This window comes from Adlercreutzia sp., from assembly GCF_056795635.1.
On the sequence record NZ_JBQIIT010000026.1, the window covers coordinates 1 to 22614 of the forward strand.

The window sequence follows — 22614 nt, forward strand, 5'->3', positions numbered from 1 at the left end:
ACGCCCGAGATCTCTCTCGGGCACTCCATCCTCAGTATCCGGTTGTCAAGGTTCCGCGGGCCTCGCCCGCCGCCGTCTCTCGCGAGCGGCGCAAGGAAGTATATTACGCTTTCGCGCCGTTCCCGTCAACTCGGTCACGAAATCTTTACAATTCCGTTCCCCCGTCCCCGGGAGTCGGGGTTCGCCCCGGCGCTGCCTCCCTGCTTCCGAAAAAGGCAACTTGTCCATAATACACGCCTCCTGGGAAAGCGCAAGGGGCAATTTCGACTTTTTTGGAAATTCCCTCTCCCGCGGGTCGGGAGGCAGGGAGGCGGACGGGGCAGCGGTGAGGCGTGGGCCGCGGTGATGGGGCCGGAGGCGTGCGCCGGAGCCGGCGGCGCAGACGGGGCCGGGAGCGCGGGGCGCGGGCGGGGCCGGGGGGTAGCGCCGGGGCGCGAGCCGCCGAGCGCGGGGCGGAAAAGGCCGGGAGCCCTCCTGGCGGAGGGCTCCCGGGGCGTCGTCTGGTCTGGGACGATCTTTCGCAACTACTTATGCAAGAAGCTACCTATATATAAGTAAGGATACGCGAGGCGCTCCTAATGCTCGCAGCGACGACGGGCGACGAAGGCCGTGGCCGCAGCGGCAGCGGCAACGACGAGAATTCCCGCAACGGGCACGAGGCTATCGCTGGTTTGGGGCAGACGGTCGGCGGAACCCGAGGCATCGCGAGAGCTGTCGCCGTCCACAACCCTAGTATCTTCCGGCTTGGAGGCAGGCTTGGTGCCAGCGTCCTGATCGGAGGGCTCGGGCTGCACGGCGATGCCGTTATCTTGGGCTGCGGAATCGTCAGATTCCCCATTGCCGGTGGCGCCGCTCACGCCGGCATTGCCGAGATTGTCATCGACCTCCGGGCGATCGGATTCCCCATTGCCGTTACCACCCTCAACGTTGTCGCCCTCGGGCTCGGAGGGAGCAGGCGGGGTCGGGGGCGTCGGCTCGGGGGTTCCAGCTTCGGGAGTATCGTCGGGCTCCGCGGCCGGCACCGGCGTGTAGAAGAGATTGAGCTCGTTGCTGGCAACTGCGCCGGCCACGACAACGCTTTCCTTGTCGGTGCCCACATAGGCCATATTGTCCACGGGGACGGCCAGAAGAGAAGAGTCGATTTCGGTGCCGAGAGGCTGGCTTTCGATCTCGTAGGTGCCCATGCGATCGAAGCGCGCGGCCTGGCCGTCGATCTCGCTTATCACCGTGTCGATGCCTGGGTCATCGGCGAAGGCATCGCCATCGCTGATGGAATAATAGTTCACCGTGCAAGGGCTCTTGGTGCGGAAATAGTTCAACTGCACCGTATTCTGCTCGGGATCGGCGCTGGCAACGGGGTTGGTCGCCCAACCATCGAAGAAAACATAATCGGGAATGTCCTGCACGTAGTCCCAGGGCTCGATCTCCTCACCTACGATTACGTCATCGTAGGTGTGGGAGCCCAGCAGGCGGAAGCCGGTGGGGTCGCTGAAGGAGGGGTCGTCATAGTGAACCATCTCGCAGTAGTACACCGTCACCGTAGTCTCGGCGGCCTCGGCACCGGAGGGCTGATCGACGGAAAGCTCGTTTGAGGCGGACTCCACCGAGGGAGTCGGGACGGAACTGGGGTCTTCGGCAGGGGCAGTCTCGGTTGCCGGGGAGGTTCCGTCGGCCCCATCGTCGATGGGCACGGAGGGCTCGTGGGCCGGCGGCTCTTCTTTCGAAGGAGCTGGCAGTTCTTCGGCAGGGGAGGAATTGCCGGCATCTACCTCTGATACAGGGGCATCATCAACGGGTTCCGCGAAAGCCTCAGCGGCCGGTTCCGCGAAGTCCGAAGTTTCGTCAATGGCGAAGGCCGCCAGAGGAGAGAGGGCGAGAGAGCCGGCGAGGAGGCCGGCGAGCAGAGCGCGACTCCACGGACGGCGCAGTCCGATGCTGTTCTTGTTCACGAATGGTACTCCGTTTCACGCAGGAGGCCGCCTCATCCCCCTTGGACAGCATCCCGCTTCTCGATGATGGTAAGTCTAGGAACTTACTGGATTTTGGGGATGCATGTTGTACCAAAGGGATGGGAGCGAGACAAGCCGCCTCCGTCAATAGAAGGTCGAAACCCCTGGTTTCCCACGGTTCTTTCACATTCGTTTCACCAGGTAGATAAACAAAAGTTGATTGCTCAGCTTTAGAGGAGAGCGTCCCGGCAGCCCATGGCGAAGCGCAGAAAATGAAGCCACGGGCGCAGTGCCGGAGCATCGACGGGCACCGGCAACAAGGAGCGCGGGTATAAGGGATCCAGAGCCGATGCGGACACGATAGGAGCCGCGGGCGAAGAGAGAGTCTAGGCAGGGTTATAGAGGGGCGGTAGCTCCATGATGGTAATGGCGTCGCCAGGCTTGCCCACCACGGCCATAGCGGAGCCCTTTTCCACGAGCCGATCATGGTGGCGCACGGCGCGATTCCATTCCACGGCATAGGCGGGATCGTCGCGATGATCGGGGGCGCCATAGCGCTCACGCAGGATATGGGCGAGGGCCTGGGAGGTCTTCACGGCGCCAGCGTAATTCAGATGATCGCCCCAGTCGCGCGTATCAGTTTCCCAGTCGATGGCCACGGCGTCGTCGCCGGTATTCAGGTCGATGAATTCGATGCCCAGTTCGTCGGCGACAGCCTGGGCGCCGTTGTGGCGGGAGGTGTACCAGCACTTGGTGCTCGGGGTGCTGACGATGACGAGCTCGCTGCCGGCGGCGCGGCACATGTCGCGCATCTCGGCCAGCACCGATTTGGTGAGCTCGGGCACTTCGGCCACGTTGTCGGTGGGCTCCATGTAGGCCGAATCGTCGGCGGGGCGAATGCCCCACTTCATGCGGAAGCCCTTCATATCGTCGACGTAATCGTTCTCCGTAGCACCGAAGAAGTCGCGCGGGGTGAGGGCCTTCCAGCGATCATGGCGCTCGAAGATGGGGAACAGATCCTTGATGGTACTCTTGAGCAGCTTGTTCTCGTCGAAAGGCTTGAACAGGGAGTTGCCCTCGATCATGACGACGCGGGGCTTCTGCACCTTGAGGGCGCGCTCCAGGAGCGTGCGGCTGTAGGTGAGGTTCTGGCCGCCGATGGCGCAGGTGTAGGTGGCGGCACCGCCGGCCTTCCAGATTTCCACGGGGGACACGGCGCTGTAGGTTTCAGAATCGCCGATAAACAGGGCGTCGAGGCTGTTTTCCGGTTCACCGAGGAAGCCATTGGCCGCCACATGGGCCGCGTGGACGCCGCCGACGTTGCCGTTGCTCTTGGGCTCGAAGACGCGGGAGGCGCCATAGAGAACGAGCAGGCCCACGAGCACAAACGCGACGCCCGTAAGCAGGCTCTTCCCGAGGGCCCGCACCCGGGCCACCCCGTGGAGCGGAGCCCCTTCGGGGGTAACGGGCTCGCCGGGATCGGTGGAGGCGGCGGCCGTATCCGGTGCGATGGCAGCCTGGGCTGCGGCGGCCTTGTCGGCGGCAGGAGCCGTATCGGCTTCCGGCATCGGCTCCGAGGCCAGTGCCGTGGCGGCGTCGGCGGCGGTGTCTTCCAATTTCGCTGTGGGCTTCTCTTCGTTCAACGGGATTCCTTTAGGCGTATGGGGTGCGTTATCGGACTAGAACTGGGCGTACATGGGATCGACCGGGGCATAGGCGGTGCCGTAGGCCCCGAAGATGATGACGGCCAGGAACAGGGCGTACCACAGGGCCCAGCGAGCGGGCAGGGGCCAGGCGGCCACACGCTCGGTGATGGACACCCCGCGTTCGCGGATGAGCCCCACCACCAGCATGAGGGCGACCCATGCTAGCACAAGGGCCAAGTCGTGGCCGTCCAGACCGATGCCCGCCGCACCAACTCCAAAAACGGACCCGTCCACCAGAGAGGCGCCGTTGAAATCGCAGACCATGGCGGCGAACATAGCGAGGCCCGCATCGAGCCCTTCGGCCCGGAAGAACAGCTCGCCCACGACGATGACGGCGAGGGTGCGGGCGATCTGGAACGCCCGGTATCCCGCCGACTCCCGACTGATGTGCAAGCGCTCGGCCACCTTCACGGCCGTCGGCTCGATGAGGCTGCCAGCCACGATGAGCACGAAGTAGTACAGGCCGAAGAAGATGTACTGGCTGCCGGCACCGTGCCACAGGCCGTTGCCGAACCAGACACAGAACAGGGCTGCCGACGAGGCCAACAGCGGGCCGTAGCGATTCCCGAAGCGCTTGCGCGCCTTGCTCGTGAGCTTCTTGAGCGGCTTCGACAGCGACACCGGGTAGTAAATGTAGTCGCGCAGCCACGTGCCCAGGGTGATGTGCCAGCGCTGCCAGAAGCCGGCGGCCGTGCGGGAGAAGAAGGGCTGGCGGAAGTTCTCGGGCAGGGAGACGCCGAAGATGCGGCCCATGCCGAGGGCCACGTCCATGGTGCCGGAGAAATCGCAGTACAGCTGCACCGTGTAGAGCACCGCGCCGAGGGCGATGATGCCGCCGTCGTAGGCGGTGTAGTCGGCGAAGACCGGCTTGACGAAGGCATTCAGCCGGTCGGCGACGATCATCTTCTTCCCCAGGCCCCACAGCATGCGCAGGGTACCGGCATAGAGATTCGCCCGCGTGACGGGGTGACCCGCCATGAGCTGATCGGCCGTTTGGCCGTAGCGGCTGATGGGGCCTTCCATGATCTGGGGGAAGAACCCGAGAAAAAGGGCCACGCGGCCGAGGTTGCGGTCGGGGGCCACGGTGCCGCGGTACACGTCGATGAGATAGGAGCCGGCCATGAGGGTGTAGAACGAGATGCCAATGGGAGCAGCCCACACCGGCAGCTCTGTGTTCAGGGTGATGCCCACCAGGCCGAGGGCCCCGTCGATGACCGACGCGAAGAAATGCAGGTACTTGAAGGCCGCCAGAAGGCCGAAGTTCGCCAGCAGGCCCGCGGCCATGACGAGCTTCATCTTGCGGGCGAAGCGAGTGCGAATCTCGCGCTTGCCCGATTTCGCCGCCTTCACGGCGCTATCGCGCTGGCGGATGAGGGCACCGAGCCCCAGGCCTGTACCGTAGATGGCCAGGGTTGACACCCACAGCGCCAGGATGAGCTCGCGGGAGAGCCAGAAGAAGAACAGGTAGCTGGCCACGAGCAGGACAACCCAACGGGCGCGGCGGGGCGTGATGGCGTACACGGCCACGGCGGCCGGGAGGAACGCCGCCAGGAATATGAAGGAGAAGTATGAGGTCATGGGTCTTTCGGGGTCGGGCCGGGCACGGAAACCACAGGGCGGCGCAGCGAGGAGCGCTCGCTCCCCGGCTGCGCCCGCCGGCTGGAGGGCGCAGACCCTTCCAACCGGCGAGGGACAATGGCTAGTCGAGCTGGTCTTCCACCAGGCGCTTCACCATGGCGGTCAGGCCGTCCGCGGAGTTGAAGTTCTCCACCACCACCTCCACGGCGGGAATGGTGATGTCGAAGGCATCCTCCAGCTCGGCCACGAGGGCCACAATGGTGAGGGAGTCCAGGACGCGATCGTCCACGAGGGTGGTGCAGCCCTCGAAGTCGGCACCAGGGGCCAGCTCGTCCAGAATCTCCAAAATAGTCTCGCGCTCTTCCATGTTCCTATCCTTTCCTTGGGGGCTTCTATGCTCGGGCGGCGGGGCGGCTCGGCAATATGCCGGCCGGGCCCCTGCCGCGGGGCTTCCTTTAGGGCATTGACGGCGTATTCAGGGGGTCGGTGCGCAAAGGCTCGCGCACCAGGGTCAGGTTTCCGGACGCATCGGCGAAGGCCACGGCCGGCAGATCGCGGGACAGCAGCAGCGACACGCCCTCGGTCATGCAGTAGGCGCCGGCCTTGTCGAAGGCGAACAGCGTGCCCACGTCCAGGCCGGCCACGGCCATGGCCTTCATGAGGATGTCGTTGGTAGTGCACAGCGATCCGCAGAGCGTCCACTCCTCCACGGGCGCGTCCTTGGGGGCGGCCAGCTGGCGGCAGGGCCACGCCTTCAGGCCGAGCCCGCCGCCGTAGTAGGTGATATGGTGGATGCCGCCGTCCACAATGGCGTAGTTCACGCCCTGGTTCGTCTTCGCATCCACCACGCGGGTGAGGTAGGTGCCGCACCAGGCCGTGAGGCCACGGCCGATTTCCAGGGTGAGGGGCCCATCGAAGGCCATGGCGTCCAGCAGGGAGCCGAGGCCCTCCAGGTGCTCCCGCACGGCAGCGGGATCTTCTTCGGAGAAGTAGTCGGCCGGCAGGCCGGGGCCGTACTCGAATTCGCGCACGGCAAAGCCGTAGTCGGCGGCCAAGGCGGCAATGAGCTCGTCGGCCTTGGCCAGCTCGCGCTGGACCCGGCGCAGGGAGGTCTTCTGGGTGCCGGAGAACTGCTGGATGCCCCAGATATCCACCGCCGGATCGGTACCGTGCTCGGCGATGATGGCGCGGATGTCGGTCTCGTCCATGCCGAACTGGCTGCCGCAGGTGAGGCGCAGCAGCAGGGGCAGGGGCCGATCGTACTCGCGGGCCAGGGCCAGCAGCAGGTCGAACTGGCGGCGCGATTCCACGGTGTAGCGGTGCACCGCGGCGCCGGCATCCAGCAGGCCGCGGATGAGGGCCTCGTCCTTGGCCACGCCGGACAGGACGATCTCGGCCGGATCGACGCCGACGTTCTGGCAGATGCGCAGCTCGCCGGGGGAGCACACCTCGAAGCGATGCACGTAGGGGCTGATGAGGGGAATGGCCAAGGGGTTCGCCTTCACGGCGAAGCAGAGGGTCACCCGCTGGGGCAGGGCCTCTTCCAGCAGCGCCACGCGGTCGCGCAGAGCCGCCTCGTCGAAGACGTACAGCGGCGTGCCGAAGGTGTCGGCGGCGGCTATGAGGTTCTCGTCGTTCATCGTTCTCCTTCGTTGCGGGCGGCGCGGGTACGGGCGCGGCGGGCGCGGGCGGCGGCGCGGCTCTGCTCCAGGAGAGCCGCCCGATCCACCTTCCCGTTCTTGGTGAGGGGCATGGATTCCACCGCGACGATCTGGGTGGGAATCATGAAGGGCGGCAGCTTCTCGTGGGCCTCGGCCCGCACGGCAGCCGCCTCCGCCGTACCCTCGTAGAAGGCGATGAGGCGCTTGCGCTCCTTGTCGTAGACGCAACGGCAGCGCTGGACGCCCTGGACACCCTCGATGGCGGCATCCACTTCCTCCAGTTCCACCCGATGGCCCTGGTGCTTGATCTGGTTGTCCTTGCGGCCGCGGTAGAACAGCTCGCCAGCCTCGTTGAAGGCGGCCAGGTCGCCGGTGCGGTACACCCGGTCGGGGAAGCGGTTGTGCAGGGGGTTCTGGGTGAAGGAGAGCAGCGTGCGCTCGGGATCGCCCACATAGCCGAGGGCGAGAGACACGCCGCGCACCATGAGCTCTCCCACCGCGCCGGGCTCAGTGACCGTGCGGCCCTCGCCATCGACCAGCAGCACCTCGCGGTTGGGGAAGGCAACCCCCAGCGGGATGCCCTCGCCGTAATCGCGGTCGCGCTCGATGACGTGATAGAGGCAGTTGCAGGTGACCTCGGTGGGCCCGTAGAGATTGGCGAAACTGGCCTCGGGCAGGTGCTCCATCCAGGTGCGCAAGTGCTCAGTGGGCATAACCTCGCCGCTGAACAGGACCCGGCGCACGGCCGAGAGGGTCTTGCCGTCCAGCCCGTGGAGGCTCGTGATGAGGCACAGGGCCGCCACGGCCCAGGTCATCACCGTGACCCGCTGCTCTTCCAAGTAGTCCACGAGGGCCGCCGGCTGCGAGAACAGGGGCCGCGGCACCACCACGAGGGTGCACCCGCTGGCCAAGGCGCCGTAGATATCCTTCACCGATACGTCGAAATCGAAGGGGGCCTGATTGGCGATGCGGTCGTCGCCGCGGAAGCCGAACAGGCGGATAAAGTCGCCGATGAAGTCGGTAATGGCCCGATGGCTCACAGCGACACCCTTGGGCGTGCCCGTGGAGCCGGAGGTGAACAGCACGTAGGCCGGGTCGGAATCGGTGAGCCCGCGGCGGCTGGCCACGAGGGCGGCCTCGTCGAGAGGAGCCTCCAGCACATCGGCGGCGGCCAGCAGCTCTCCCTCGGCGGGCAGCGCAGCTGCGGCGGCGGGTGCACGATTGCCATCGGCCACAATGAGGGGATTGCCCAGGGCCGCAGCAATGCGGGCCAGACGGTCGGCCGGTACCTGGGGGTCTACGGGCACGTAGAACCCACCGGCGTAGAGGGCGCCGAACATGACGCTGAGGGCATCGATGCCCTTCTCCATGTAGACGACCACGGCCCGATGATTGGCCTCGTGAGCCGCCAGAGCGCTGCCGGCCCGCTGGGCCCGATGGCGCAGCACCTCGTAGGTGCAGCTGCCGTGCTCGTCGATGACGGCGAGGCGATCGGGGAAACGGGCGGCATCGTCTTCCAAGTATGAGAGCACGCTCCGGCGCAGGGGCATGGGGCTTCCTTCCATAGGGGCCAGTCTTTTCATTCTAGGCGAACGCGCCCCTTAAGTTGTAAAGATTCCCCCATGAAATTCTTAAGATTTTGCCAACGGCGTGATAATTGGCTGCTTTTACGTCAGAAATCGCACCAATGGCGGCGCGCGAGCCGGGGCCGGGGCGCGGCTGGCACCGCCGCTTCCGCCCGCCTCCACCCGTCGGGCTCCCCCTTCCCCACTTCTAGCCCGCCTCTGCCCGTCGGCCCTTCCCTTCCCCACTTCTAGTCTGCTTCTGCCCGGCGGTCTCCTCCCCTTCCCCACTTCTCCACTTCTCGCTTCCCCGCTTCTCTGCACTAGTGCGAAAAAGCGGACGACCGACGTGCCGCGAAATGCTGAGAGAGAGTATCATAGTTGCAGCAACATATTCGCGGACGCGGCCGTTCGTTCCGCGCCCTGGCCCGAAGGGGGTTCCCATGCAGATTATCGAAGATAGGGTGTACGCCTTCTCCAAGGACAACGCGCCCTGCTATACCGCCCAGCCCGGCGAGGTCATGGTATTCAAGAGCCTCGACTGCTTTTCGGGACGGCTCACCGATGAGACCGTCACCATGCGCGACATGGACTTCTCCTACAACATCACCAACCCCGCCGCCGGCCCCGTGTACGTGGAAGGCGCCGAGGTGGGCGACGTGCTCGTGGTGGATATTTACGACATCCAGGTGGCCGACGAGGGAACCATTGCCACCGACGACCACTGCGGCCCGCTGTTCGAGGGCACCGAGTACCGCACGAAGAAGATCAAGATCGAGGACGGCATGGCCGACTTCAACGGCGTGCGCTTCCCCATCAACCCCATGATCGGCGTGATCGGCACCGCCCCGGCCGAGGGCGCGCCGGCCGACGGCTTCGTGGGCAACTACGGCGGCAACATGGACAACAAGCTCATCACCAAGGGCACCCGCCTGTACTTCCCCGTGCGCGTGCCGGGCGCCCTGCTGCAGATGGGCGACGTGCACGCCACCATGGGCGACGCCGAGTTGTGCGGCACCGGCATCGAGATTGCCGCCGAGATCACCGTGCGCGTGTCCGTGCTGAAGAACTTCGAGCTAAACTGGCCCGTGCTGGAGACCTTCGGCCCGGCCGGCCGCTGGTACGTGAACGCGAGCGCCCAGGAGTACAACGAGGCCCTCGTGTGCGCCTCCAAGGAGATGCAGCGGCTGCTCATGGCCATTACCGGTTGGGATGCCATCGACACTTATATGTACATGTCGGTGCAGTCCGACGTGGAGATCAGCCAGGGTTGCAAGCCCTGCGAGGTGCAGCTGTCCCTGCGCATCGGCACGCCGAAGCTGCCGCAGTTCCCGCCGCTGGTGGGCTAGGGAGCAGGTTCCCGTTTCGTTCTTGTGCTCAAAAGATGCGCGGGATGGTAAGCTATCGCCGCGCTTCGAGCGCACTGGGGAAATCGGGCGACCCCTGCCTGGGAGAACGTAGGGGCCGCCCGGTTGATAGAAGAGAAGGATCTGGAAGGGAAGGAAAGGAGACTCTATGTCGAAACCCATCCAAACGCCGGGCTCGACGGACAACTCGTCCCTTGAGCAGTTCGGCTACAAGCAGGAGCTGCGCCGCGGCATGGGCCTGTGGGACGTCGTGCTCTACGGCGTGCTGTTCATGGTCATCATCGCCCCGCATTCCATCTGGGGCCTCGTCCAGCAGGACGCCCTGGGCATGTCCACCCTCGTGTACATCGTGGGCTTCATCGCCATCTTCTTCACGGCGCTGAGCTACGTGCGCATGAGCAACAAGTTCCCCATCGCCGGTTCGGTGTACTCCTACGTGCAGCGCGGCATCAACCCCCACGTGGGCTTCATTTCCGGCTGGCTCATCCTGCTGGACTACTGCATCACCCCGGCGCTGCTGTACGTCATGGTGGCCAACTGGGGCACTATGCTCGTGCCGGGCAGCCCCTGGTACCTGTGGGTCATCGTGTTCGTGGCCTTCAACACCTTCGTGAACATCCGCGGCATCTCCATGACCCGCGGCATCGACTTCGTCATCTTCGCCATTGAGATTCTGGCCGTTATCGCGTTCATCGCCCTCGGCACGAACTTCATCATGGGAGGCGGCGGTGCCGGCGAGTTCAACGCCGATCCGCTGTGGCAGCCCGGCAAGGTTGACGCACACTTCCTGGCCGCCGGCATCTCCATCGCGGCCCTGAACTTCCTCGGCTTTGACGGCATCTCCACCCTGGCCGAGGAGACCAACGAGCCCCAGAAGAACATCGGCCGCGGCATCCTGATCGCGCTCGGCCTCATCATCGTGTGCTTCGTGGCTCAGACCTACATCGCCTCCCTCGTGCAGCCCGATTGGCAGAGCTGGAGCCCCGAGCACGCCGAGAACGCCTGGTTCTACGGCTGCCAGATGATCGGCGGCGACCTGTTCATGAACATCATGCTCATCATCAACATCGTGGCCATCGGCATCGCCAACATCATGAACGCCCAGCTGGCCGCCTCGCGCCTGCTGTACTCCATGGGCCGCGACGCCGTCATCCCGCGCATCTTCGGCAAGGTGCACCCCAAGTACCAGACCCCCTGGGTGGGCGCGCTGTTCATCGGTGCGGTGGCCATGGTTCTGTCCCTGGTGCTCACCATGGCCGACCTGGCTACCCTGGTGAACTTCGGCGCCCTGGCCTCGTTCATCATGCTGAACTTCGCCGTGTTCTGGTACTTCTTCATCAAGGAGGGGAAGCGCTGCACGGTGGGCGACTACGTGAAGTACCTCATCTGCCCCTGGCTCGGCATCCTCATCCTGGGTTACGTGTTCACCGGCTTCGACATGATGACCTACATCATGGGCGTGACCTGGTTCGTCATCGGCTTCATCATCTGCGCCGTGAAGTCGAAGGGCTTCAAGGAAGTACCCGAGGCCTTCAAGAACCTGGACGTGTAGGCGCCCGATCACGCACCTTCCCCAGTGCCCCAGAGCCCTCGGCCTGTGTCGGGGGCTCTTCTTGTATACTGTGCACCGGACACGGGTCGCCCAATCGTGATTTTTGTCTTCCAGGTTTGATCAGGGAATTTGCTTTATTTTCCCTGATCAGAGCCTTGTATTTCCAAGCGACAAAAATCACGATTGGGCGAGGTCGGCGACAGTCGGATTGGTGACACTCAACGCGAAAAGGGAGGCTCTCTGTGAAGATTGGATTTATCGGGCTGGGGAATATGGCCACGGCCATCATCGGCGGCCTGCTGCGCGAGGGTACGGTACTCGCCGACGGAACAGCAGTGACGGCGGCCGACCTGATCGGCTCGGCCAAAACCGAGGCCACGCGCCAGGCGAAGGCGGACCAGTTCGCCATGGCCGTGACGGAGAGCAATCGCGAGGTGGCCGAGGCGGCCGACGTGCTCGTGCTGGCCGTGAAGCCGGTGTTCTTCCCCGCGGTGATCGCCGAGGTCCGCGACGTGGTGGATGAGCGCACCCTGGTGATTTCCATTGCGGCGGGACTCAGCTTGGAGCGCATTGCCGCCCTGTTCGGGCGCGACGAGAACGCCCTGCGGCTCATCCGCTGCATGCCGAACACCCCGGCTCTCGTGAACGCCGGCTGCACCGCCGTGTGCCTGGGATCGGGAGCCACGGCCGCCGACGAGGCCACGTGCCTGAGCCTCGTGGAGAGCTTCGGCCGGGCCGTGGTGATTCCCGAGCGACTGATGGATGCCGCGAGCGCCGTGGCCGGGTCGTCGCCGGCCTTCGTGTTCATGTTCATCGAGGCCCTGGCCGACGGGGCCGTGGAAGCCGGTATGCCCCGGGCCCAGGCCTACGAGTTCGCAGCCGCAGCCGTGGCGGGCTCGGCCCAGCTCGTGCTGGAAACAGGCCGACACCCCGGCGATCTGAAGGACATGGTGTGCTCCCCCGGCGGCACCACCATCGAGGGTGTGAAGGCCCTGGAACAGCGGGGCTTCCGCGCAGCCGCCATGGAAGCTGTGGAAGCCTGCGTCGCCAAGGCAAAGGCGCTGTAGACGACCTGTAGGCGTGCCCCGTGGCGCGTGGAAGCCGGCACGGCGGCACAAACGCCCCCGGCTGGCCATTTCACCCCCTCGGTTGCTCCTACGGTTTGGCTACCCTTCCCAGGACCGGGGCCGAGGCGCGCTATGATGGCTCCACCGTTTTCGACCCCTTTAGAAAGGCGGATCCCATGAAGCAATCGAAGAAGCTGGCCGTGGTGATAGCCGGCGTGATGACCCTGGGGCTCGTGGCCCTGGCCGGCTGCGCGGTGCAGGGCGGCACAAACGATCAGGCTCCCGCAGCCAAAGACGCCGCTCAGCCCGACAATCGCACACCGGATGGCCAGGTGGTGAGCACGGCCATGGTGGCCTACGCCAACGGCGACGAGGTGATGTTCGTCGACCAGGAGACCCAGACCCCCTACATTCCCACCAACCTGGACGCGGCCACCATCGTTTACGACGGCCAAGATATCGATGAGGACGACCTGATCGCTGGCAACATCGTACAGGTCACGGGCAACGGCATCATGCTGGAGAGCTACCCGGGCCAGTACCCCGGCATCACGAAGGTGGAAGTCGTGGAGCAGGGCAACCCGGCCGATGCCGAGCAGTACGCCGCCATCGTGGACACGGTGTTCGCTGCGCCCGATCAGAGCCAGGTGCCCGCGGGCAACCTCGAGTACAAGACCGCCGACGCCCAGGTAGCCGTTATGCTGAACCCGCTGGCCTATGAATGGGAATGGGTGCAGCAGGACGGCACCGACGACGAGGCTGAGGTGAGCGGCGAGGCTTTCAATGCCGACGGCACCCTGGCCGAAACCGTGGCCGATGCCCGCATTGCCGGGGCCGCCGATGCCTTCGCCGCCTTCTCGGTGAACCCCACGTCAGTGGAGATCGAGCGCCGGCCCCTGACGGCCACCGACGCTCCCGCCGTCAACCCCACCGGGCAAGACGAGGACGTAGCCTGCACGCTCGGCGAAGATGGGGCCGTGGCCTTCTCCATGGAGCCCGGCTTCCTCTACGAGCTGAAGGCCACCTTCCCCCAGGGCGAGGCCGAGTACGCCTTCTACACGGTGAGCTAGTTCCCTCAATCCCATCGTTCAATGCCGCAAAGCCCCTCCTCTTGGCTTTCCGAGAGGAGGGGCTTCTTGGTGGAGCGGGGGCGACCATCGTCGGGGCAGAGGCAAGGCCGTGGCCCTTGCCCTACGAGGCGGCCTGGCGGCTTCCCTAACTCAAATGACGGAGGGCGGCCTGGCTCTTGCCGGCGCGCTTGGCTACGTAGAGGGCCTCGTCGGCCACCTGGTACAGGTCATCGAAGGTGACGGGATAGCGCGTGCAGGCCACGGCGCCAATGGTGATGGAAGGGTGCAGATCGGCAGGCATATCGGCCGGGCGCCCTCCCTGGGCGTAGATGCCGCCGGAAAGCTGGGTGAGCACGCGATCGAGGGCCGCCCCGGGCCCGAGACCACCGGCGAAGATGGCGAACTCGTCGCCGCCGAGGCGCGCTACCACGTCGTCCTTGCGCATGTGACGGCTGAGAAAGGCGGCGATCTCCCGGAGCACGCGGTCGCCCTCGGGGTGGCCGAAGCCATCGTTCACCTGCTTGAAGTTGTCCACGTCCACCAAGAACAGACTGCAACCGGCGCGGCACTCATCGGTGGCGAGGGCCTGCTCGATGCGGGCCATGGCCGCCTCGCGGTTGAACACCCCCGTCAAACCGTCCAGCTCGGCCTTCTTCCGCAGGCTCGCCTCGCGCATGACCATCTCGTGGGTATCCAGCAAGCGTCCCACGTGGCGCACGGGGCAGCCGGCCTCGTTGAACAGCACGAAGGACTGATAGCGGCACCAGATGGGATCGCCCTCCACGTTGGGCAGCGAGGTTTCCATATCGATGAAGTCTCCCCGTTCCACCACGGCGCGGATGGGCTCGATATCGTGCACCTCCAAATCGATGGAGCATTCCTTGTCGCAGCGCTTCCTCAGAATGAGGTCGTCGGACTGGGGCTCGCGACCGAAACGAGCGTCGAAGTCGCCGAACACCTCGCCTACCTGCCCTTGGCAGTCGATATCGAAAATGACGTCGCGGGAGAGCACCGTGAGAATTTCCACGCGGTCGTTGGCCCGTTCCAACTGCTGCTGGTAGCTCATCTTCTCAGTGATGTCGATGATGGTGACGTAGAACCATGCCGTGCCGTCGTCGTCCACCACATAGCGGCCGCGGTCGTCCACCCAGCGCACCTCGCCATCGGGACGGTTCAGGCGGTAGGCCACCGCATCGGTGTCGCCTACGGAAATCTGCTCGGCAATTTCAGCCGCCACACGCTCGCGATCGTCGGGATGCACCATACCCAGAAACGTATTGCCCGTGATGGCGCGGAACTCCTCGTAGGAGGCGCACCCGAACATGGTCAGCACGTCGCGGCTCACATAGTCGATGATGCCGCCGTCGTCATCGGCGCGGTAGCGGAACAGGCCGCCGGGAATGCGATCGAGGAATTCTTGGGACACCTCGTCTTCGATGACGCATCCATCGTGAGAGCCGAGCTTGCCCTCCGTGACCCGATGAAACACTGTCATGACAGCCTCCCCACCTCGCGGCGGGGCGCGGGCGGCCCCGCGGCAGCCCGCGCCCCTTCCTTCTCTTTCCCCGATCATAGCATCGGGGGACCCATTCGTTATCGGCATTCCGTCAAACACCCTGTAGCTGGGGCAACTCGTCTGTAAACGAACGGCTACAACTCCACGGCCGCACTGGCTGCCGTCCTAGCGCCAGCCTATGGTGAGGGCGGCGGTGCCGTTGTCGGCGGAAGCTATGTCCCAGCGAATGGCCGTGGTGGCTTCTAGAAGCGCCTGGTCGTGGGAAACGAGCAGCAGAGCACCGGGGAAGGCGGTCAACAGCCGCTCCAGGGCTTCGACGGAATGGAGATCGAGATAGTTGGAAGGCTCGTCCATGATGATGAGCTCGGGGCCATCGAGGATGCCCAGGCCGAGCATGAGCTTGCGCATCTCGCCGGGGCTCGTCTCGCCTCCTTCCACGAGGCGATCGGGGTCGGAATTGAGGGCCGCCGCTACGGCCAGCACGCGCCCGCGGCTGCGAGAATCGAGAGCGGCGAGGCGATCCAGGGCCCGTTGGCGATCGGCCGCCGTGGGCTCCTGGGGAATGACCAGCGTGCGCACCGCAGGGTCGAGCCGCTCCACAATGGCGGCCACCAGGGTGCTCTTGCCCGCGCCATTGGGGCCCGTAAGGGCAATGTGATCGGTGTGCCCAATTGTGAGGGGCGGCGTGAGCAGGGTGCGATCGCCCAGGGGCAGAGTCAGCTCTGGCTGGCGGTGGAGCACCTTGCGGGGGCTCGGCTCAGCGCGCATCCACAGGTCTCCGTCGTAGCGCTTCTCCACCCGCACCGAAGCCAAGGTCTCCTCGGCTCGGGCAAGGCGACTGTCCATACGGGCGCTCAGCTTGCCGGCCACGCCGTCCTTCCCCGTGTAGATGGCCAGCTTGACGCGGCCCTTCCCGTCGTGATCCTTGGGATCCATCCCCCGGCAGCTGCGCATGCCGGCCGAGCGCGAGGCCTCCTCGCGGCGCCGCTGGGCCTCGCTCGCGATGCGCTTGCGCTCCCGCTTCGCCTGCTCGCGATCGTGGAGGGCCGTCGAGCGCTCGCGATCGGCCTGGTCGCGGCCTTGGCTGTAGCCGCCCGGCCGCGCCGTCACCTTCCCTGCGGCCATGAACAGGCACTGGGAGCACAAAGCATCGAGCAGGGCACGGTCGTGGGAGATGAGCAGGCCGATGCCCCTGAAGCGGGCCAGGGCTTCGGTAAGAGCTGCGCGCGTGGGACCGTCCACATGGTTCGTCGGCTCGTCCATGACGAGCACGTCGGGGCGCTGCCACAGCACGCAGGCCACTTGCAGCCGCTTCTGCTGGCCGCTGGAAAGGGTGTCGTAGCGCCAGGGCCAGTCGTCTTCCACGCCCAAAGCGCGGCGCAGGGCCACGGCATCGCGGTCGTAGGCGGCGGCGAAGTCGTAGAGGGCCTCGGGCTCAGCGCTGGCATCCTGCTCGCAGTACACGCTGAACAGGCGCGGGACCACGCCGCCGCTATCGGGGGTTATGAGCCCGCAGGCTATACGGGCGAGGGTCGATTTCCCGCATCCGTTGTCGCCCACAAGGCCGGTCCAACCCGCGGGCAGCGTGGCCGACAGGTCGGCGAGCACGGGCTCGACGCACGAGGGATAGGTATAGGTGAGATGTTGCAGGGTCAGTGGCATGGGAACCTCCTTTGCGGAGGCCATGCGCCGGCGCGCAGGGAAGAACAAGCTAACGATGCGGCACCCGCGAGCATGGCCGATGGTCATACCGATATGGGGCGCCCAAAAGGGCATCGTTAGTTCTTCATGCACCGATTCCTTTCTCGGGCCGGCGCTTGCCAAAGGCTCCAGCGAAACAGTGCTGTCCATTGTGGCAGCCGGTCAGAGCTTTGTCAAGCCCGGCGCGTGCGGTTCGGGCGGCGCGGCACTGGTATACTGGGGCAGTCCATGGCGAAGGAGGATACATGCGCTACCTGATTGCGTCCGATATTCACGGGGCGCTGCCCGCAGCCGAGGCCCTTATGGAACGCTTCCGCGAAGAAGGGGCCGACCGCTTGCTGCTGCTGGGCGACCTGCTGTACCACGGCCCGCGCAACCCCCTGCCTGTCGGCTATGCCCCGGCAGAGGTGGCCCGACTGCTGAACCGCTACGCCGACCGCATCACCGCCGTGCGCGGCAACTGCGATGCGGAAGTAGACCAGATGGTGCTGGACTTCCCCTGCCTGGGCGACTACACCCTGGTAGTGGATGAGGGCACAACCCTGCTGATCACCCACGGTCACCTGAATCTGGGCACAGTTGCGGCCGGATTGCCAGCCGGTTCCTTCGTCTTCTCGGGTCATAGCCACGTGAAGGGCGTTGGCCCCCAAGCAGCGCCGGCATTTGCGCGGGATGCTGCGACAACCACCGACGGGAAGGGCGACAACACGATGCCCGCCGGCGGGGCGGGAGCGGAAGGCACGGGCAGCGAAGCGCTGGCTGGAGCCGCCCCCGTCACTTTCGTCAACCCCGGCAGCATCGGCCACCCTAAGGACGGTTCCGCCAGCTACGCGATCTACGAGCACGGCACTGTGGAACTGCGTCGGCTCTAAACCGGAGGTTGGCGGAGAGGCCGCCGCTGTTCGGCACCTCTTTCACGGGGCCCATCCGGGAAGCTGCCTGAATGCACAAAAAGACCCCCATGACTGGGGGTCTTCTTAATTATGGTGGTCGGAGGGGGACTTGAACCCTCGACACACGGATTTTCAGTCCGTTGCTCTACCAACTGAGCTACCCGACCATAGGCGTAAGAACTAAGTTCCTGACGCGTCCGTTTATTCTAACGGGAGTGCGCCGGCTTTGCAAGAACTTTTTTACACCACAAAGGCGATCAGCGTGCCGACGGCCATAAAGGGGCCGAACGGCATAGTGGCCTGCAACCCGCGAGCGGCATCGCTGCCACCCTCTTCCGCGGGGCGATATTTGGCCACAAGGGCACGCGCGGCCACGAACACCAAACTCAGAGCACAGGCCGCGAGCAGGCAAATAAGGCCGCGCTCCCATCCGAGGAACAATCCCAGAACGGCCATGAGCTTGATATCCCCGCCACCGAACGATTCCCGATGGGTTATGCCCTCGTACAGGGCCGCCATCACCAGCAGGCCGCCGCCCAGCACCACTGCACCCAGGATGCCGCCAGCCAGCGACTCGCCGACGATCTCCAACCCCGGGGGCACGGTCACCGTGGGTGCAGGGGAAATGAACTCCGTTGCGAACCCCAGCCCCATATATTGCCCGGCAAACCCGAGCACCACGCGCCACAGAAGCCACAGGGCGCCCAGGGCGAGCACCAAGACGTTGGGAATGCGCCGCTCGCGCACATCCACTACCGACACAACGGCGAGCAGCACCAGCACCAAGGCGTAGGCAACCAGGGTGACAACGGAAACGTAGGTCATGGTCGCACAAGCCTAGGACGTAGCAGCCCGGGTCGCATCGAGCACCGCCGTATCTGCGGCCACTTCCTCAGCGGCACAATTCGCAACGCACGACCCCTTCGACCCGTCGCCGAAGATCAGCTCGCGCTCCTCGCCCGTCAGAGCGGCGCGAGCCTGGTCGCGCAGGTTGTTCACGCCGATGAAGAACTGGCGCATCATGACCACCACGAGGTAGCGGCCCTTGGGCGTCAGCGCCAGCTCGTCGGAGTTGTCGGTGGCAAAGGCGCCGCAGGCCCGCATGAAGGCCATCTCGGCCGGCAAGCCGCGCTCCACCGTGGTGCCGAAATCGCGATAGAACTGGCGCTTGTCCAGATGCAGGCCGAACAGCTGCATCATGAACCGGTAGCGCATGCGGTCGCGCAGGCTGAACGTGGTCTTGCCCATCATGGACATGCGGCCGCCCTCGATGGCGGCGTTGTACTCGCGCACCGAGAACGTGTTCACGTACAGGTTCTTCCCCAGATACGTGATGCCGCCGCTGCCGATAGCCGGGTACTCCTCGTAGTCCACCACATACTCGTCGATCATGGCGTTCTCGCCGACCGCGCCGGTATCGCGGCGGTTGAACGTCCAAGCACTACCCAGCTCGAACAGACCGGGACCGCCGTTGGGCAAGTCGCCCAGCAGCAGATCGCAGATGATCTCGTAGAACCGCTGCTCACGGTTGTAATCCACGGGGCCCACGGTGGCGGCGAGAGACCGCTGCACCGACGGCGAGGCCATAAGCGGGTAGAACGTGGTCTGGCTCGCGCCCGAGGCCACTACCATCTCGATATCGCGGATGAGCGTGTCCTCGGTCTGGGCCGGGAAGTTGAAGATCATGTCGGCATTCATGGAGGTGAAATAGGGAGACGCCTCGCCGATGCGCTCGAGAATCTCCTGGCCGCAGCCGTATTTCTCATAGCGGTCCATCTGGCGCAGCAGGTCGTCGTCGAAGGACTGCACCCCCACCGACAGCCGCTGCACGCGCCCCTTCAACTTCTCCAAGTAGGAGGGGATAAGATGGTTCGGGTTCGTCTCGCTCGACACTTCCCGAATAGAGAACAGATCACGGGCCTGGTCGATGGTCTCGCACAGCTCGTCGATCATGATAGTGGGCGTGCCGCCGCCGATGTAGACCGAATCGAAGTCGTAGCCGAGCTCCTTCAGCATGCGCATCTCCTTGCGCATGTTCTCGAAGTAGGGCTTCGCCCGATCCTCCCGGAAGGGGAAACGGTTGAAGGAGCAGTAGGGGCAGAGCCGCTCGCAAAACGGCACGTGCATGTACAGCATATAGGCCTGGCCCGGCACCGGGGCGGGCATGCGCTCCTCGGTGCAGGGGGTCAGCTTCAGGTAGTTGGCCGTGCAGGCCGCCACCACTTTCGACAGCAGTCGTTCTGAGAGCATGTTCTATTTCCTCCTACGTACAGGTTTGCCTAAGGAAGTCAGCGAGATTCCGGCCGAAACCGCAGCGTCGGCCCATCCATCCGTTCGTTCGTCAGAGCGAACGGAACATAGTTACTCCCAAGCGCTGCGGCCCTGAAGGGCCTTCTTTCCGATATCGTGGCGGAACTGCTTGCCCTCGAAGTTGATGAGATCGCAGGCCTCGTAGGCGCGCTCGCGGGCCTCTTCGAAGGTAGCGCCCGTGGCCACCACGTTCAGCACGCGGCCGCCGTTGGTGAGCAGCTCGCCGTCGAAGTTGCGGCGGGTACCGGCGTGGAACACGGTCACGCCGTCCAGATCCTCGGCCTCCTCGATGCCGAGGATGACCTTCCCCTTCTCGTAGGAGCCGGGGTAGCCCTCGCTCGCAAGCACCACCGAGACGGCCCAATCGTCGGACCACTCCAGGGCAATGTCCTCGGGACGACCCTCGGCCACGGCCAGCATCACGTCCACCAGATCGCTTTCCAAGCGCGGCAGGACCACCTGGGTCTCCGGGTCGCCGAAGCGCACGTTGAACTCCACGATCTTCGGGCCCTCCGGGGTCAGCATGAAGCCGCCGTACAGGGTGCCGCGGTAATCGGCGGCGAAGGGCTCGCGCGCCGTGGCGGCGGCGGCCTCCTCCATGATGGCCACCATGGCGGCCATTTCCTCATCGGTCACAATGGGCACCGGCGAGTACACGCCCATGCCGCCGGTATTGGGGCCCAGGTCGCCGTCGTAGGCGCGCTTGTGATCCTGGGCCGGGGCCATGGGGAAGGACTTGCCGCCGGTGACGAAGCAAAGCAGCGAGCACTCGGGGCCGGTCATGCACTCCTCGATGACCACTGTGGAGCCGGCATCGCCGAAGGCGCCGTCGAAGCACGCGCGCACGGCGTTCTCGGCATCTTCCAAGGTTTCCGCCACCACAACGCCCTTACCGGCGGCCAGGCCGTCGGCCTTGATGACGATAGGGGCACCCTGCTCTCGCACATAGGCCAGGGCCGCCTCCACGTTGTCGAAGCGACCGTAGGCGGCCGTGGGGATGGCGTTGGCCATCATGAACTCTTTGGAGTAGGCCTTGGAGCCCTCCAGCTGGGCGCCGTCGGCGTTGGGACCGAACACCGGCACGCCAGCCGCGCGCAGCACATCGGCCACACCGTCGACCAGGGGCGCCTCGGGGCCGATGACTACCAGGCCGATCTTGCGCTCGGCCACGAAGCTGAGCAGAGCCTCGCTGTCGGCAATGTCGATATCGACGTTCTCGGCAATGTCAGCGGTGCCGCCGTTGCCCGGGGCCACGTACAGCACATCGGTCTTCGGCGACTTCTGCAGCGCCCAGGCGATGGCGTGCTCGCGGCCACCCGAACCCAAAACCAGGATGTTCATATTGGTCCTCTCCTACCAATTCCGCATGATGGTCTGATCGCGATCGGGGCCCACGGAGACAATGCTCATGGGCACGCCGGTAACCTCTTCCAGGTACTCGATGTAGTTGCGCGTGTTCTCGGGCAGCTCCTCGTAGGTCTTGCAGCCCGTGATGTCGACGTCCTTCCAACCGGGCAGTTCCACATAGATGGGCTTCGCGTGGTGCAGCACCGACTGTTGCATGGGGAAGTAGTCGTAGCGCTCGCCGTCGCACTCGTAGGCCACGCACACCTTAATGGTGTCAAAGGCCGACAGCACGTCCAGCTTGGTGAGGGCCACGTCGGTAAGCCCGTTCACCTCGGCGGCATAGCGGCCGATGACGGCATCGAACCAACCGCAGCGGCGCTTGCGGCCCGTGGTCACGCCGAACTCGTGGCCGGCGGCGCACAGCAGCTCGCCGTCCTCCGCATCCTGGCCCACCCCGCCGTTCTCGGGGAACTTCAGTTCCGTGGGGAAGGGGCCCTCGCCCACGCGGGTGACGTAGGCCTTCTGGATGCCGAGCACGCGGTCGATGGCCTTCGGTCCCACGCCGGTGCCCGTGGCTGCGCCGCCGGCGCAGCAGGAAGAGGAGGTGACGAAGGGATAGGTGCCGTGGTCGATATCGAGCAGGGTGCCCTGGGCCCCCTCGAAGAGGATGGACTTGCCCTCGGCCAGCGCCGTGTTCAGCATGTGGGCCGACTCGCACACGAAGGGAGCGAGAATGCGGGCATAGGGCAGGTACTCGTCGCAGATCTCCTCGACGGTGTAGGTGTGCAGCCCGTAGATCTTCTCCAGAATGGGGTTCTTCTGGGCCAGCACCGCCGCGAGCTTCAGGCGGAAGATCTTCTCGTCCAGCAGGTCCTGCATGCGGATGCCCTTACGGCCCATCTTATCCTGATAGCAGGGACCGATGCCGCGCTTGGTGGTGCCGATCTTCTTGTCGCCGAGGCTCTTCTCGTCGGCCCCATCGAGATCTTTGTGATAGGGCATGATGAGGTGCGCGTCGTTGGAGATGCGCAGGTTCTTGCAGGAAACGCCCTCGGCCTCCAGCATGGCCATCTCCTTCACCAGGACGCCGGGGTCCACCACCACACCATTGCCGATGACGGGCACGGCGTTCTCGTACATGACGCCCGAGGGCATGAGGTGCAGCGCCAGCTTCTTATCACCGTGAATGACGGTGTGGCCGGCGTTGTTGCCCCCCTGGAAGCGCACCACGTAATCGTAGTCGCTGGCGATGAGGTCGGTGATCTTACCCTTGCCTTCGTCGCCCCACTGGGCGCCGACGAGCACTGTGCTGGGCATGCTGCGTCCTTTCGTCGT

Annotated in this window: 17 protein-coding genes and 1 tRNA gene; 5 read left to right on the plus strand and 13 right to left on the minus strand. The window is 65.1% G+C overall.

Annotated features, from left to right (window positions below):
• Positions 1–575: 575 nt before the first annotated feature.
• From ACTOXK_RS10695 to ACTOXK_RS10720, 6 genes are all read right to left on the minus strand, one after another.
• Complete coding sequence (locus ACTOXK_RS10695; protein ID WP_482278661.1) at positions 576–1949, minus strand: hypothetical protein; 1374 nt, start codon at positions 1947–1949, stop codon at positions 576–578.
• Positions 1950–2335: 386 nt separating this feature from the next.
• Positions 2336–3592 (minus strand): hypothetical protein, encoded by a 1257-nt coding sequence (locus ACTOXK_RS10700; RefSeq protein ID WP_482278662.1) that lies wholly within the window; start codon positions 3590–3592, stop codon positions 2336–2338.
• A gap of 36 nt (positions 3593–3628) precedes the next feature.
• Complete coding sequence (locus ACTOXK_RS10705; protein ID WP_482278663.1) at positions 3629–5233, minus strand: MBOAT family O-acyltransferase; 1605 nt, start codon at positions 5231–5233, stop codon at positions 3629–3631.
• Positions 5234–5354: 121 nt separating this feature from the next.
• Positions 5355–5600, minus strand: coding sequence for a phosphopantetheine-binding protein (locus ACTOXK_RS10710; RefSeq protein ID WP_482278664.1), 246 nt, complete (start codon positions 5598–5600; stop codon positions 5355–5357).
• 88 nt (positions 5601–5688) lie between these two features.
• Positions 5689–6873, minus strand: a complete 1185-nt coding sequence (locus tag ACTOXK_RS10715; protein ID WP_482278665.1) for a diaminopimelate decarboxylase family protein — start codon at positions 6871–6873, stop codon at positions 5689–5691.
• Positions 6870–8444, minus strand: a complete 1575-nt coding sequence (locus tag ACTOXK_RS10720) for an amino acid adenylation domain-containing protein (protein WP_482278666.1) — start codon at positions 8442–8444, stop codon at positions 6870–6872. The genes ACTOXK_RS10715 and ACTOXK_RS10720 overlap by 4 nt, the downstream gene beginning before the upstream one ends.
• Positions 8445–8899: 455 nt before the next feature.
• On the opposite strand from ACTOXK_RS10720, the gene ACTOXK_RS10725 reads away from it, so the two are divergent.
• The 4 genes from ACTOXK_RS10725 (at position 8900) to ACTOXK_RS10740 (ending at position 13512) form a co-directional block, all read left to right on the plus strand.
• Entirely contained in the window at positions 8900–9805 is a 906-nt protein-coding gene (locus ACTOXK_RS10725; protein WP_482278667.1) for an acetamidase/formamidase family protein, read from the plus strand.
• 166 nt (positions 9806–9971) lie between these two features.
• Positions 9972–11375, plus strand: a complete 1404-nt coding sequence (locus ACTOXK_RS10730) for an APC family permease (RefSeq protein WP_482279234.1) — start codon at positions 9972–9974, stop codon at positions 11373–11375.
• A gap of 242 nt (positions 11376–11617) precedes the next feature.
• Complete coding sequence (gene proC / locus ACTOXK_RS10735) at positions 11618–12442, plus strand: pyrroline-5-carboxylate reductase (RefSeq protein ID WP_482278346.1); 825 nt, start codon at positions 11618–11620, stop codon at positions 12440–12442.
• A 176-nt stretch (positions 12443–12618) separates the two neighbouring features.
• Positions 12619–13512 (plus strand): hypothetical protein, encoded by an 894-nt coding sequence (locus ACTOXK_RS10740; RefSeq protein WP_482278347.1) that lies wholly within the window; start codon positions 12619–12621, stop codon positions 13510–13512.
• Between the two features lie 145 nt (positions 13513–13657).
• On the opposite strand, the gene ACTOXK_RS10745 is transcribed toward ACTOXK_RS10740, so the two are convergent.
• Together ACTOXK_RS10745 and ACTOXK_RS10750 are read right to left on the minus strand one after the other, a co-directional pair.
• The gene (locus tag ACTOXK_RS10745; protein WP_482278348.1) at positions 13658–15007 is read right to left on the minus strand and encodes a sensor domain-containing diguanylate cyclase; all 1350 of its coding nucleotides are present in this window, start codon (positions 15005–15007) and stop codon (positions 13658–13660) included.
• Between the two features lie 186 nt (positions 15008–15193).
• A complete protein-coding gene (locus tag ACTOXK_RS10750; RefSeq protein ID WP_482278349.1) occupies positions 15194–16690 on the minus strand; it encodes an ATP-binding cassette domain-containing protein in 1497 nt (498 codons plus the stop codon).
• A gap of 284 nt (positions 16691–16974) precedes the next feature.
• Here ACTOXK_RS10750 and yfcE point away from each other — a divergent pair, with 284 nt between their 5' ends.
• Complete coding sequence (gene yfcE / locus ACTOXK_RS10755; RefSeq protein ID WP_482278350.1) at positions 16975–17601, plus strand: phosphodiesterase; 627 nt, start codon at positions 16975–16977, stop codon at positions 17599–17601.
• 112 nt (positions 17602–17713) lie between these two features.
• Here the strand turns inward: yfcE and ACTOXK_RS10760 are convergent.
• From ACTOXK_RS10760 to ACTOXK_RS10780, 5 genes are all read right to left on the minus strand, one after another.
• Positions 17714–17789, minus strand: a tRNA-Phe gene (locus ACTOXK_RS10760).
• A 73-nt stretch (positions 17790–17862) separates the two neighbouring features.
• Positions 17863–18447, minus strand: coding sequence for a prepilin peptidase (locus tag ACTOXK_RS10765; RefSeq protein ID WP_482278351.1), 585 nt, complete (start codon positions 18445–18447; stop codon positions 17863–17865).
• A 12-nt stretch (positions 18448–18459) separates the two neighbouring features.
• Positions 18460–19872 carry a coproporphyrinogen III oxidase family protein gene (locus ACTOXK_RS10770; RefSeq protein WP_482278352.1) on the minus strand — a complete coding sequence of 471 codons (1413 nt, stop codon included), beginning with the start codon at positions 19870–19872 and terminating at the stop codon, positions 18460–18462.
• Between the two features lie 111 nt (positions 19873–19983).
• The gene (gene purD, locus ACTOXK_RS10775; protein WP_482278353.1) at positions 19984–21273 is read right to left on the minus strand and encodes a phosphoribosylamine--glycine ligase; all 1290 of its coding nucleotides are present in this window, start codon (positions 21271–21273) and stop codon (positions 19984–19986) included.
• 12 nt (positions 21274–21285) lie between these two features.
• Positions 21286–22614: adenylosuccinate synthase (locus ACTOXK_RS10780; protein ID WP_482279931.1), on the minus strand; the 1329-nt coding region annotated here is incomplete at its 5' end.